This is a genomic window from Pikeienuella piscinae (assembly GCF_011044155.1).
Taxonomy (GTDB): domain Bacteria; phylum Pseudomonadota; class Alphaproteobacteria; order Rhodobacterales; family Rhodobacteraceae; genus Pikeienuella; species Pikeienuella piscinae.
On sequence record NZ_CP049056.1, the window covers coordinates 3,501,682 to 3,513,610 of the forward strand.

Annotated in this window: 14 protein-coding genes; 5 read left to right on the forward strand and 9 right to left on the reverse strand. The window is 66.5% G+C overall.

What is annotated here, in order from left to right; all coding sequences use genetic code 11:
• The first annotated feature begins 8 nt into the window (after positions 1-8).
• Complete coding sequence (locus G5B40_RS16635) at positions 9-437, forward strand: hypothetical protein (RefSeq protein ID WP_165100889.1); 429 nt, start codon at positions 9-11, stop codon at positions 435-437.
• 3 nt (positions 438-440) lie between these two features.
• On the opposite strand, the gene G5B40_RS16640 is transcribed toward G5B40_RS16635, so the two are convergent.
• From G5B40_RS16640 to hslV, 9 genes are all read right to left on the reverse strand, one after another.
• Positions 441-998, reverse strand: a complete 558-nt coding sequence (locus G5B40_RS16640) for a MarR family winged helix-turn-helix transcriptional regulator (RefSeq protein ID WP_165100892.1) — start codon at positions 996-998, stop codon at positions 441-443.
• 280 nt (positions 999-1,278) lie between these two features.
• Complete coding sequence (locus G5B40_RS16645) at positions 1,279-2,607, reverse strand: M16 family metallopeptidase (RefSeq protein ID WP_165100895.1); 1,329 nt, start codon at positions 2,605-2,607, stop codon at positions 1,279-1,281.
• The gene (locus G5B40_RS16650) at positions 2,604-3,941 is read right to left on the reverse strand and encodes a M16 family metallopeptidase (RefSeq protein ID WP_165100897.1); all 1,338 of its coding nucleotides are present in this window, start codon (positions 3,939-3,941) and stop codon (positions 2,604-2,606) included. The genes G5B40_RS16645 and G5B40_RS16650 overlap by 4 nt, the downstream gene beginning before the upstream one ends.
• Before the next feature lie 98 nt (positions 3,942-4,039).
• A complete protein-coding gene (locus G5B40_RS16655) occupies positions 4,040-4,591 on the reverse strand; it encodes a DUF3035 domain-containing protein (protein WP_165100900.1) in 552 nt (183 codons plus the stop codon).
• Between the two features lie 80 nt (positions 4,592-4,671).
• Positions 4,672-5,145, reverse strand: coding sequence for a signal peptidase II (gene lspA / locus G5B40_RS16660; protein ID WP_165100902.1), 474 nt, complete (start codon positions 5,143-5,145; stop codon positions 4,672-4,674).
• 18 nt (positions 5,146-5,163) lie between these two features.
• On the reverse strand, positions 5,164-6,474 hold the full coding sequence (gene hslU, locus G5B40_RS16665) for an ATP-dependent protease ATPase subunit HslU (RefSeq protein WP_165100905.1): 1,311 nt from the start codon (positions 6,472-6,474) through the stop codon (positions 5,164-5,166).
• On the reverse strand, positions 6,471-6,839 hold the full coding sequence (locus G5B40_RS16670; RefSeq protein ID WP_165100908.1) for a hypothetical protein: 369 nt from the start codon (positions 6,837-6,839) through the stop codon (positions 6,471-6,473). Before G5B40_RS16670 ends, hslU begins: the two co-directional genes overlap by 4 nt.
• 19 nt (positions 6,840-6,858) lie before the next feature.
• A complete protein-coding gene (locus G5B40_RS16675; RefSeq protein ID WP_165100911.1) occupies positions 6,859-7,176 on the reverse strand; it encodes a DMT family transporter in 318 nt (105 codons plus the stop codon).
• Positions 7,177-7,179: 3 nt separating this feature from the next.
• The gene (gene hslV / locus G5B40_RS16680) at positions 7,180-7,716 is read right to left on the reverse strand and encodes an ATP-dependent protease subunit HslV (protein ID WP_165100913.1); all 537 of its coding nucleotides are present in this window, start codon (positions 7,714-7,716) and stop codon (positions 7,180-7,182) included.
• Between the two features lie 156 nt (positions 7,717-7,872).
• Between hslV and G5B40_RS16685 the strand changes: the two genes are divergently transcribed.
• The 4 genes from G5B40_RS16685 to G5B40_RS16700 all read left to right on the forward strand — a co-directional run bounded on the left by G5B40_RS16685 (position 7,873) and on the right by G5B40_RS16700 (position 11,908).
• Positions 7,873-9,135, forward strand: coding sequence for an adenylate/guanylate cyclase domain-containing protein (locus G5B40_RS16685; RefSeq protein WP_165100916.1), 1,263 nt, complete (start codon positions 7,873-7,875; stop codon positions 9,133-9,135).
• Positions 9,136-9,196: 61 nt separating this feature from the next.
• Positions 9,197-9,787, forward strand: a complete 591-nt coding sequence (gene hisB / locus G5B40_RS16690; RefSeq protein WP_165100919.1) for an imidazoleglycerol-phosphate dehydratase HisB — start codon at positions 9,197-9,199, stop codon at positions 9,785-9,787.
• The gene (gene hisH / locus G5B40_RS16695; protein ID WP_165100922.1) at positions 9,784-10,419 is read left to right on the forward strand and encodes an imidazole glycerol phosphate synthase subunit HisH; all 636 of its coding nucleotides are present in this window, start codon (positions 9,784-9,786) and stop codon (positions 10,417-10,419) included. The genes hisB and hisH overlap by 4 nt, the downstream gene beginning before the upstream one ends.
• A gap of 100 nt (positions 10,420-10,519) precedes the next feature.
• Positions 10,520-11,908, forward strand: coding sequence for an MATE family efflux transporter (locus G5B40_RS16700; RefSeq protein WP_165100925.1), 1,389 nt, complete (start codon positions 10,520-10,522; stop codon positions 11,906-11,908).
• The last annotated feature ends 21 nt before the right edge of the window (positions 11,909-11,929 follow it).

Sequence of the window (11,929 nt, forward strand, 5' to 3'; positions counted from 1 at the left end):
GACGCGGAATGAACCCGGGCGATCTGGTCGAGATCAACACGGAAGCCGGCCGCGGTTACGTGCTGGTGACGCATCTGCATCCGGCGTACCCGGAGGCCTTGCGCGTCTATTCCGGGCTCCATGTCGCGCGCCCCGCCAAACTGGCGGAGGCGACCGCGGCGCCCTTCAGCATCGTCCTCTTCCCGCTTTCGGCGGCGATGCTCGACGGGGAGCTGGCCGGAGAGGTCGTTGACCGCCTACCTGTTCCGGCGGCGGAACGGGCCTATCCGCTCTTCCGCACGCCAATCCGCGACCGGAACGGCGACGCGATCTACTGGTGGCTCTGGGATGGCGACGCGATCACCCCTGCCGAGGAGGGGCGCGACATCGCCCATCTGCCGGTGCGCGAGGTGGTCGGCGTCGAGACGTTGCTCGGACTTCTCGCCGGGCGGAGCTAGTTTTCAGGTTCGCCCCGCGCGGCGTCGTGTCGGCAGAATACGTTGGCCGCTGTCGAGCGCCCTGATTTCATCCGCCGCGAGGTTCTTCACCATGAGAAGCAGGATGGCGCGAAGCCGCGCTACGTCCTCCTCGGCGGCGCCGGCGAGCGCCACGTTGTTGGCTTCTTCCGCGAGCGGGACGAGTTCGGCTTCCAGGGCCCTGCCGTGCGGGGTGAGATAGATATGGCTACGCTTGCGCCCCGGCTGCGCCTGCCTGCGCTCCACGAGCCCCAGCGTCGCCATCTTCGCGATCGCCGTATGTGTGGTCGGCTCCATCACGCCGGCGCGGATACTGAGTTCCCGCTGCGAAAGACCGTCCTCGAGCCAGAGTATGCGCAGAAAGGTCCAGTGTCCGAATGAAATAGAATGTTTGGCGAGACGAAACTCCAGCGCCCGCCTCAGCCCGCGCGAAACGTGCCGCAACAGATGCGCCGGCCGGTCGTCGGGCGCAGAATCCCGCCAATGCGCCAGCACCGCTTTCGTCGTTTCGCTTGAAATGTCACTTCGGCGCCGGCTCGCCATCTCCATGTCCTTCCTTTGATCCCGCCCTTATGTCACGCCGGCGGCCGTCAATCGACGTCCGGGCGCCGCAAGACAGGTCGGGGTGGCGCCGGCCCGCCCCCATCACGGTCACAGATCCGGGGAAACGCCACTCGCGAAGCGCGCGATCGGACGCGCGCCCGGTCGGAAGCCATACTAAGACCCAGGCGGCGACGCGAACGACAGGCGGGTCATTCGCGGCGGGGCCGCGTTCGCTTTCGCATCGGGCCGCGCTTGCGCCGCGCTCCGGTATCCCACGCGTTCACTCAGGGTCTTTCTCGCCCTGATCTCCGGGCAGGCCCTCGGGGCGGCCGACGACGACGAAACTGAGCGCGTCGACGTCGAGGATGCGTCTCGCGACGCGCTGGATATCCTCCGTCGTCACTGCTTCAACCAGCGCATTGCGGCTCTCCGGATAGTTTATCGGAAGGCCGGCGGACTGAAGGCCGACGAGCATGTTGGCGATCTTCGCGTTCGAATCGAATTGCAGAGCGTAGGCCCCGGTCAGGTACCGCTTCGCTTTTTCGAGCTCCTCTTCGCTGACGCCGGTCTCAGCCATCCTGCGCCATTCCGCGCGAACGAGATTGACGGTTTCCGCCATCGCGCCGTTCCCCGAGGCGACGCCGCCGATCACCAGCCCGGCGCGCTTCAGGGGGTAGAGGTAGGAATAGACGGAATACGCGAGGCCGCGCTTCTCGCGCACCTCCTCGGTCAGCCGCGACGAGAAGCCGCCGCCGCCGAGAATGTAGTTCATCACATAGGCCGGAATGAAATCCGGATCGTCCCTCAAGATCCCCTTGTGTCCGAAAACCGCTACCGATTGCGGCACGTCGAGGTCGATCACCGTCAGGCCGGGCGGGGCCGCGACGGTGGCCGGAGGCGGCGGAGCGAACGGCGTGTTCGGCAGATCGCCGAGCAACCGGTCGAGGAGAGGGCCAAGCTCCTCGGCGCTGATCGCGCCGACGACGCCGATATGCGCGGCGCCGACATCGAGCAGAAGCGGGCGCTGGGCGCGAAGGTCGTCGGCGCTGAGCGCGGCGACGCTCTCCAGCGTGCCGTCGCTCGGCCGGCCATAGGGATCGTCGGGAAAGGCGGCTTCGAACCACGCCTTGCCGGCGATGGCGTTCGGTTCCGTCTCGTCCGAGCGGATCGAGGAGGCGATCTGCCGTTTCACCCGTGTCAGCGGCTCCTCGTCGAAGCGCGGCTCCGTGAGCGCGAGGCGTAGAAGGTCGACGGAGGCTTCGCGGTTCTCCGCCAGCATTGAGGCGGAGACCGACAGGCTTTCGCGGCCCGCCGAGAAACGGAAACGCGCCGCGAGCGCGTCGGCGGCTTCGGCGAACCCCACCGCGTCGAGATCGCCGGCGCCTTCCTCGAGCAGCCCGGCGAGGAGATTGGCGAGCCCCTCTTTGCCTTCCGGATCGAGCAGGGCGCCGCCCTCGAATTCAATGCCGATGGAGACGATGGGAATCGAGTTCTCCTCCACCAGCCAGGCTTCGATTCCGCCCGGGCTGATGACGCGCTGGATCGGCGCGGCGGCGAGGGCGGGCAGGGCGAAGGCGATGAGCGCGAGCGGCGCGAGAAAGCGGATCATTGCGTCGTCTCCTTCGCTTCGACGAGCCGGCCGGTGACGGAGGCCTCGAGACGGAGCATGGTCGCCGCGCGCTTCACGTCATCGGCGCTCACGCCCGCCAGAATGTCGGGCCAGGCTTCGATCCGCTCGACGGTCAGGCCGGTGGCGAGGCCCGCGCCGTAACGCTGCGCGAGGCCCTGCTGGCTGTCCTGCGCATAGATTTCGGAGGCGCGGATCATGACGCGGGCGCGATCGAGTTCTGCGTCCGTCGGGCCGGTTTCGGCGAGTTCGGCCATCACAGCGTCGAAGCCGGTCTCGATATCGTCGAGCGCGACCCCTTCGGCCGGCACGCCGTAGACCGAGAATTCACCATAATCGAGCCCGGATCCGTTATACGAGGCGCCGGAGCTGATCGCGATCCGATCCTCCAGTTGAAGCTTTTTCGCAAGCCGCGAGGTGACGCCGCCGCCGCCGAGAACCTCAGCCAGAATCGACAGCGCGGCGGCGTCCTCATCGCCGCCTGAACGCCGCGATGGCGTGAGATAGGTGCGGATCACATAGGGCTGGCGGACACGCGCATCCGCCATTTCGAGCCGGCGAGGGGCGAGCTGCGGCGGCTCCTGCGGCCGGCGTCGGGGTTCGACGCCCGCGGCCGGTATCGGGCCGAAATGCGCTTTCGCCAACGCCTCGACCGCCGACGGTTCGACATCGCCGGCAACGACAAGGATGGCATTGTCGGGCGCGTAATGCGCGGCATAGAATTCGAGCGCGTCCTGCAGCGTCAGTTCGGCCATTTCCGACCGCCAGCCGATCACCGGCCGGCCATAGGGGTGGTTGAGATAGAGCGCGGCGTCCATCTGCTCGCGAAACAGCGATCCGGGGTTGTTTTCCGTCCGCTGGTTGCGCTCCTCAAGAATGACGTCGCGTTCGGGCAGGACAAGCGCATCGGTGAGGCGAAGATTGCGCATCCGGTCCGCCTCCATCCCCATCACCAGGTCCAGCCGGTCGGCGGCGATTCGTTGAAAATAGGCGGTGTAGTCGTAACTGGTGAAGGCGTTGTCCTGTCCGCCATTCTCGGCGACGATCTTGGAGAACGCCCCTTCGGGGATCTTGTCGGTGCCCTTGAACATCAGGTGTTCGAGGAAATGAGCGATGCCGGAATTTCCGGATGTCTCGTCCGCCGAGCCGACCTTGTACCAGACCATCTGGGTGACGACCGGGGCGCGATGATCCTCGATCACCACGCCCTGCATGCCGTTTTCCAGCGTGAAGGTGGAGACTTTCGAAGCAGCGAGGGCGGGGAGGGCGAGAAGCGTGAGGATCGTGGCGAGTAGGACGGGCGCGCGGGGCGTCATGCGGCGTCTCCGGGTCTTGGCGCGCCGGAGCCGGCGCGCGGGTGCTCTGGGGAGATGTGGCGGCCCCGGCGCCAGCGCCAGCGCCGTTCACAGGGTCGTTACTCGTCGTCCTCTTCTTCGACCGGCGGCGCCGTTGGCGTAAGGAGACCCTGCTGGCGAAGCCGCTCGTTTTCTCCCTGGCTGTCGACGACGATGTTGGGGTTGTCGAGATTGGCCGGGATCGGCATGCCGAAGAACGAGGTCAAGCCGAATTTCCGTTCGGTGTCGACCTCGGCGTCGATTTCGGCGCGCACGGCGCTGTTGTCCGTGGTGGCCCCGGCCCCTGCGAGAAGCGCCTCTTCGCCGGTGCTGGTCGAGGCGAGACGTTCCGGCTCCTCGGGCGAGCCGAAGAGGGATTCGCGGGCCTCGGCGTAGGGGTCGGGCATCCGCGGGCTCGCGGCCCCGGGCTGCGGCGTCGGCAGACTGTTGTCGGGCGGCATCTGGATGGGTTCGCGCGCGATGATCATGAACGCGTCGGGCGAGCCGACGGCGAAACCGAGCTGCTCGCCGATCGTGCCGTCCTCGGAACTCAGCGTGCAGCCGGTGAGCAACGCCGCCGCCGACAGGAGCGCGACTCGCGCTGAACATGCGGTCAGAAGCGTGCGCGGCATCGACCGGCTCCGTATGGTTGTCTCAGTCATCGGCGGCATAATGCCCGCTCCCGGCTTTCGTCGCAATGCGGCGCACGCGCTCACCGTCCGGCCGCGCGCTTTTCGCCGCTGGTCAGGATCATCAGGCCGGCGCCGGCGAAGATCGCCACATCGGCGAGGTTGAAGACATAGGGGTTGTCGATACCACAGCATGACATGTTCAGGAAGTCCGCGACAGCGCCATAGCGGACGCGGTCGAGCGCGTTGGCGAGCGCGCCGCCGATCACCATGCCGGCCCCGACCAGGAGCCATCGGCCGCCGCGCCGCAGCGCCCAGACGAGCAGAAGGGCCGAAATCGCGATGGCGAGCACGACAAGCGCCCAACGGGCGAGGTCGGCTTCGGTGGTGAGAACGCCGAAATTCACCCCGCGATTCCAGGCCATGATGAAATTCAGGAAGGGTGGCATCACGTCGATTGTCCGCTTTCCGATCAGGTCGAGCCATTCCATGACGAAGAACTTGGAGGCCTGGTCGAGCGCGAAAACCGCGATTGCGGCGAGGGCGATCAGGCGCATCCGATCGCTCCTGCCGGCTCAGAGCACATAGCGGCTGAGATCTGCCGAGGCGGCGAGATCGCCGACATGGCGCTCAACGAAAGCGGCGTCGACGGTCACCGTCTCGCCGTCGCGGTCGGGGGCGGTGAAGCTGATTTCCTCAAACACCCGTTCCATTACGGTGTAGAGTCGGCGGGCGCCGATATTCTCCACCGCCCTGTTCACCTCGGCGGCGATCCGGGCCAGCGCGCTGACGCCGTCCTCGGTGAATTCGAGCGTCACGCCCTCCGCCTTCATCAACGCCTCATACTGTTTGACGAGCGAATTGTCGGGCTCGGTCAGGATTCGGACAAAATCCTCCTCCGTCAGGTCGCGGAGGCTGACGCGGATCGGAAGACGTCCCTGCAATTCAGGGAGGAGATCAGAGGGCTTCGCGACATGAAAGGCGCCGGAGGCGATGAAGAGAATATGATCGGTCTTAACCGCGCCGTGCTTGGTGGTCACCGTCGTGCCTTCGATCAGCGGAAGCAAGTCGCGCTGCACGCCCTCCCGGCTGACATCGGCGCCGCGCACGCCGCCCTCGGATCGAGCGCAGACCTTGTCGATCTCGTCGAGAAAGACGATGCCGTCCTCCTCGACCGCGCTGATGGCGTCTCGGGTGATCTCCTCCTGATCGACCAGCTTGTCGGCCTCCTCGGCGATCAGCAGCTCGTAACTGTCGGCGACCTTCATCCTTCGCTTCTTGGTGCGTCCGGAAAAGGCTTTCCCGAAAATGTCCCCGATATTGACCATACCCATCTGGCCGCCGCCGCCGGGCAGATCGAGCATGCCCAACGGATTGGCGGTGTCGGCGACGGCGACCTCGATCTCCTTTTCGTCAAGCTCGCCCTCACGGAGTTTCTTCCGAAAGGTCGCGCGGGTCGATTCGCCGGCGTTCTCGCCAACGAGCGCGTTCAGCACCCGTTCCTCCGCAGCGTCATGGGCGCGGGCCTTGACGCTTTCGCGCCGCGTCTCGCGCTGCATGACGATGGCGGCTTCGACGAGATCGCGGACGATCTGCTCGACATCGCGACCAACATAGCCGACTTCGGTGAACTTAGTCGCCTCGACCTTGATGAACGGGGCGCCGGCGAGTTTCGCGAGGCGGCGGCTGATCTCCGTCTTGCCGACGCCGGTCGGGCCGATCATCAGGATGTTCTTCGGCGTCACCTCGGCCTGGAGCGGCCCTTCGATTCGCTGTCGACGCCAGCGTGAGCGAAGCGCGACCGCGACGGCGCGCTTCGCCTCCTTCTGGCCGATGATGTAGCGGTCGAGTTCCGAGACGATCTCGCGGGGGGTCAGTTCGGTCATTCTTCCTCGGTGTCTTCTCCGCCGCTCTGCGTGCGGTTGCGTTCGATGAGTTCGGGGTCATCCGCGTCCTTCAGCGGCGCGCGGTCGATCAGCGCCCAGGCCTCGCGCCCGTCGCTGAGAAGTCCGCCGCGCGCACTGAGCGCGATCAGGAGCGAGCGGCATTCTTCATGGGTCGTGCCCGTGGTGCGGCTGAGGATGTCGAGCGAGCGAAAGACCAGCGGCCCGGAAAGCAGCTTCGTCAGAAGCGCCTTTCGCGGCCGCTCCCATTCGCGCTCGCGTCGCCAGGCGCGGTAATGCTCAAGGATGATCGGGCCGATGACGCCGCCGACGGCGGCGGCAATCACGATCTTCAGAATGTCATCCACGCCGCCGCTCCCGCATCGGTCATTCCGAAACCAGTTTCAGGCCGATGATCGATGCGATCAGCAACCCGATGAAGAACATGCGCGCTAGCCCGGCCGGCTCGCCGTAGAATAAGATTCCGACCAGCGTCGCGCCGACGGAGCCGATGCCGACCCAGACCGTGTAGGCGGTGCTGATCGGCAGGGTGATCGCGGCGCGGGTTAGGAACCAGAAGCTCAGCGAAGCGGTGATGAAAAACAAGATCGACGGCCAGAGCCGGGTCAGTCCCGCCGATTCCTTCATCGCGGTGGTGAATGCGACCTCGAGAAAACCTGCGACGACGACATAGATCCAGCCCACCGTTCACTCCTCAGCGGCGGGGATGGATTCTAGGACGAGCATGTCATTGGTGAAGACGCAGATCTCTGAAGCGATCTTCATCGCCTTCCGCGCGATCTCCTCTGCCGTAGCATCAGTGTCGATCAGCGCGCGAGCGGCGGCGAGGGCGAAATTGCCGCCTGAACCCACCGCGGCGACGCCGCCCTCAGGCTCCAACACGTCGCCGGCGCCGGTGATGACCAGAAGATCCCGGCCATCAGTCACCACCAGCATGGCTTCGAGATTGCGCAGATACTTGTCGGTTCGCCAGTCTTTCGCCAACTCGACGGCGGCGCGGGTGAGTTGGCCGGGGACGGCTTCGAGTTTCGACTCCAGCCGTTCGAACAATGTGAAGGCGTCCGCGGTCGAGCCGGCGAAACCGGCGATAACATCGCGCCCGCCGGGCGAAAGGCGGCGGACCTTCCGCGCCGAGCCCTTGATCACGGTGTTGCCGAGGCTGACCTGCCCGTCGCCGGCGATGACGATCTGGCCATCCTTCTTCACGCCCACGATGGTGGTCATGCGCGTCTCCCGCAACCTGTTTCCGTTTTCCGTTCGGTGGCACATATAGCCTCGCCACGGGAATTTAAACGCCCTTGCATCCGCCGCTCGCACGCTGGCCTCCGGGTGCGCGAGCGCCTAGTCTCTGGGCGAGACCCGCCCTTGGAGGAGCAAGCGATGCTGGGAGAGGACGCGCCGGCCGGGCGCGCGAAGTCAGCGGCGCAACTCAGGGAAGCCGCGCTGCGGAACGTGCTCGAGGTCATCAGCCGCTCCCGCGACGACGAGAAGCCCGTTTTCGACGTGATCCTAGAGAGCGCGGCCCGGCTCTGCGACGCGCCGATCGCGCGACTGGAACTAGCGAACGAGACGCGCTCGCATTTCAAGATGGCGGCGGCCTGGGGCGAGGAGATGCGCGTAACCTCCATCGGCGAGGAATGGCCGCTGGACCTGCCGCATATCGTACCCACGACGATCCGTGAGGCGCGCGCGCATCTCGTCCCGGACCTCGCCGACACGGAGGAATATCGAGCGGGGGACCGAATCCGAAAACGGCTCGTGGACGAAGAGGGGATGCGAAGCTACCTGACCGCGCCGCTCGTCAGCGGCGGGACCGGAATAGGCTGCATCGTGCTGAGCCGGCGCCACGTTCAACCCTTCACCGAAGATGATCGCGACCTTCTGGACGCCTTCGCCGCACAGGCGGTGATCGCCATCGAGAATGTTCGCCAGTTCCGGGAGCTTGAGCGGCTCAACGGCGAACTTGGAGCGCGGGTGGAGGCGCAGGTCGCGGAACTGGCGCGGCTCGCCCGATTGAAGCGCTTCCTGCCGCCGCAGGTCGCAGAAGTCGTCGTCACGCGGGGCGAGCAGATGCTTTCCTCCCATCGCGCGCTGATCGCGGCGCTGTTCTGCGACCTGCGCGGCTTCACCGCCTTCTGCGAGCGAGCCGAGCCCGAGGAGGCGATCGAGGTTCTGCAGAGCTATCACGAGGAGATGGGGCGCCTCCTGGACGCCCATGGCGCCGGCGTCGATCATAGATCCGGCGACGGGATAATGGCGATCTTCAACGACCCCCTCCCCTGCGACGACCCGGCCGGCGACGCTCTGCGGCTCGCCCTCGCGATGCGAGCGCGGATGGAGTCGCTCTGCGCGCAATGGCGGCGTCTGGGGCACAGACTCGGCTTCGGCGTCGGGGTCTCCTTCGGATACGCCACGATGGGCATGGTCGGGTCCGAAGGGCGGCGTCAGTACACCGCGAGCGGGACGGTGGTGAATCTCGCCTCGCGGCTATGCGACCGGGCGGAGGATGGAGAGATTCTGCTCAGCCCGCGCGCGGCGGCGGCGCTGGAGGCGGAATTCGCGCTCGAGCCGCATGGCGAGGTGACGCTGAAAGGGCTTCATGAGCCAGTTCCCGTGCGCCGCGTAGCCGTCCCGGACGCGTGACGCCGCTTGGCCTTGGCCCGCGCCGCGCATATAAGCGCGGCGCAAGCCTGAGGAGAGCGTCATGGCCCGCGTCGCCAAGCAGAACCGCAAGACCGCCGAAACCGAGATCGAGGTCGCGATCGACCTTGACGGGACCGGGGCCTATGACAATGAGACCGGGGTCGGCTTCTTCGACCATATGCTCGACCAGCTCGCGCGTCACAGCCTGATCGACATGAAGGTCCGGGCGACGGGCGATCTTCATATCGACGATCATCACACCGTTGAGGACACCGGGATTCTGCTCGGGAAAGCGCTGGCGAAGGCGATGGGCGACAAAACAGGGATCCGGCGCTACGGGTCCTGCTATCTGCCGATGGACGAGTGTCTCACGCGCGCCGCGCTCGACCTGTCCGGACGGCCATTCCTCGTGTGGAATGTGGATTTCACCGCGCCGAAGATCGGGAGTTTCGACACCGAGCTTGTGCGCGAGTTCTTCACCGCGCTGGCGATGAATTCCGGCATGACGCTGCATGTCGAGACGCTCTACGGCGTCAATTCCCACCATATCGCCGAGACATGCTTCAAGGCTGTCGCGCGGGCGCTCAGGGATGCGCTGGAGACCGACCCGCGCAAGACGGACGCCGTGCCCTCGACCAAGGGAACGCTATGACGGTCGCAATCGTCGACTATGGCTCCGGCAATCTCCATTCCGCCGAAAAGGCGTTTCAGCGGATGAGCAGGGAAGGGACGGGCGAAGCGATCACCGTCACCGCCGATCCGGAGATCGTGCGCCGGGCCGACCGGATCGTGCTGCCTGGCGTCGGGGCCTACGCGGACTGCCGGGCTGGGCTCGACGCGGCTCCAGGTATGGTCGAGGCGCTGGAGGAGCGGGCGCATCGGGGCGGCGCGCCCTTCCTCGGCATCTGCGTCGGGATGCAATTGATGGCGACAGTGGGGCGGGAGTTCCAGGACACCGCCGGTCTCGACTGGATCCCCGGCGAAGTGGTGAAGCTCCGGCCCGATGACGATAGGCTGAAGGTGCCGCATATGGGCTGGAACGAGTTGATCTTTGGCGCTCATCCGCTCTTCGAGGGGATAGCGGAGGGCGCCCACGCCTATTTCGTCCATTCCTACCAGTTCCGCCCGCGCGATCCAGCGCTCCGGCTCGCCCATGTCGCTTATGGCGAAATGGTCACTGCGGCGGTCGGGCGCGACAACCTCGCGGGGACGCAATTCCACCCGGAGAAGAGCCAGGAGACCGGGCTGCGGCTGATTGCGAATTTTCTCGCCTGGTCTCCCTGATCTTTCCGCGGCGCCGGGCTGGAAGCGCGGCGAGAAATGGTGGAAACCGCTCGCGCGTACGCCGATCGGGGTCGTAGGCGCCTGAGAGCGGAGCGGTGAGATGATCCGGAAGCCGGATTTCACGCGAGGGGAGGAGGCGAAACGGCTGCTTCTGATCGCGGCGCCGCTGATGGCGGCCTATATCGCCGAATTCTCCATGTTCTTGACCACCAAGCTTGTCGTGGGGTCTCTCGGCTACAAGCACCTCGCGGCCGTCGGGCTTGGCGGCTCGCTGAGTTTCGAGGCGCTGGTGGTGACGATGGGGCTCCTCTCCATCACCGGCGTCCTCGCGGCGCAGGCCGAAGGCGCGGGCCGCAAGGCCGAAGCCGGGCACGCCGCCCGGCAGGGTTTGATCGTCGCGGCGCTGCTCTCGATCCCGCTTGGCGCGCTGGTCTGGAACCTCGACGCGGTGATGCGCTGGACCGGGCAGGACGCGGAGGTGGCGGCGCTCGCGAAGCCCTATCTACATGTTCTCTCTTTCTTCGCGCTGCCGACGCTTCTTTTCACCGTGCTCCGCGATTTCGTCGCGGCGCTTTCGCGCACCGGGCCGGTCATGGCGATCACCGTCGCCGCCGTCCTCGTCAACTGGACGTTGGCGGAGGGGCTGGTGCACGGGCGCTGGTTCCTGCCGGAGATGGGCATCGCCGGAGCCGGGGCTGCGAAGGTCATCGTCGCCTGGGCGATGCTGGCGGCGCTGACGCTCTATATCTGGCGCAAGCCCGCGCTTCGCGGCTACGGGCTCTTTCGTGCGCGGCTGCGCTTCGATCCGGCGATCGTGAAGGTGATTTTCCGGCTCGGCCTGCCGATCGCCGGGCTGGTGGGGGTGGAGGCCGGGCTTTTCAGCGCAGTCGGCCTCCTCTCCGGAATCATCGGGGCGGAGATGCTGGCGGCGCATCAGGTGCTGATGGGCTGGATCGGCATCCCCTTCGTCATCGCTCTCGGGCTGGCGGAGGCGGCGATGGTGCGCGTCGCGCACGGCGTCGGGCGCGGCGACCCGGCCGGCGCGCGGCAGGCCGGGCTGGTCGCGCTCGGCATCGGCGTCGCGATCCTGACGCTGATGGTGGCGGCGCCGCTTCTCCTCGCCGAAACGATCACCCGGATTTTTATATCCGCGGACGATCCGGGGTTTGAAGCGGTCTCCGGCATCGTCTCGCAATTGATGGTGATCGCCGCGATCTTTCAGGTATTCGACGGGGCGCAGGCAATCATGTCGCGCGCGCTCCGTGGGGTGCGCGACGCCTATTATCCGCTCTGGCTCGGCGCGTTCGGCTATTGGGCGCTCGGCGTCGGCGGGGGCTGGTTCCTGGCCTTTCCGATGGGCCTGGGCGGCGTCGGGCTCTGGGTCGGGCTCGCGGTCGGGCTGATCGTGACCGCGTGTCTTCTGACGCTCCGCTTTCTCGCGATCACAGGGCGGGCGGCGAAGGTTTCGTCGCGCGCGCCGGCGATCTAGTCTTGGCGCGACCGCATCGAC

Excerpts from the sequence above, each read along its gene's own strand:
- G5B40_RS16635 (WP_165100889.1), top strand. The coding sequence starts at position 9 with ATGAACCCGGGCGATCTGGTCGAGATCAACACGGAAGCCGGCCGCGGT.
- G5B40_RS16640 (WP_165100892.1), bottom strand. The coding sequence starts at position 998 with ATGGCGAGCCGGCGCCGAAGTGACATTTCAAGCGAAACGACGAAAGCG.
- G5B40_RS16645 (WP_165100895.1), bottom strand. The coding sequence starts at position 2,607 with ATGATCCGCTTTCTCGCGCCGCTCGCGCTCATCGCCTTCGCCCTGCCC.
- G5B40_RS16650 (WP_165100897.1), bottom strand. The coding sequence starts at position 3,941 with ATGACGCCCCGCGCGCCCGTCCTACTCGCCACGATCCTCACGCTTCTC.
- G5B40_RS16655 (WP_165100900.1), bottom strand. The coding sequence starts at position 4,591 with ATGCCGCGCACGCTTCTGACCGCATGTTCAGCGCGAGTCGCGCTCCTG.
- lspA (WP_165100902.1), bottom strand. The coding sequence starts at position 5,145 with ATGCGCCTGATCGCCCTCGCCGCAATCGCGGTTTTCGCGCTCGACCAG.
- hslU (WP_165100905.1), bottom strand. The coding sequence starts at position 6,474 with ATGACCGAACTGACCCCCCGCGAGATCGTCTCGGAACTCGACCGCTAC.
- hslV (WP_165100913.1), bottom strand. The coding sequence starts at position 7,716 with ATGACCACCATCGTGGGCGTGAAGAAGGATGGCCAGATCGTCATCGCC.
- G5B40_RS16685 (WP_165100916.1), top strand. The coding sequence starts at position 7,873 with ATGCTGGGAGAGGACGCGCCGGCCGGGCGCGCGAAGTCAGCGGCGCAA.
- hisB (WP_165100919.1), top strand. The coding sequence starts at position 9,197 with ATGGCCCGCGTCGCCAAGCAGAACCGCAAGACCGCCGAAACCGAGATC.
- hisH (WP_165100922.1), top strand. The coding sequence starts at position 9,784 with ATGACGGTCGCAATCGTCGACTATGGCTCCGGCAATCTCCATTCCGCC.
- G5B40_RS16700 (WP_165100925.1), top strand. The coding sequence starts at position 10,520 with ATGATCCGGAAGCCGGATTTCACGCGAGGGGAGGAGGCGAAACGGCTG.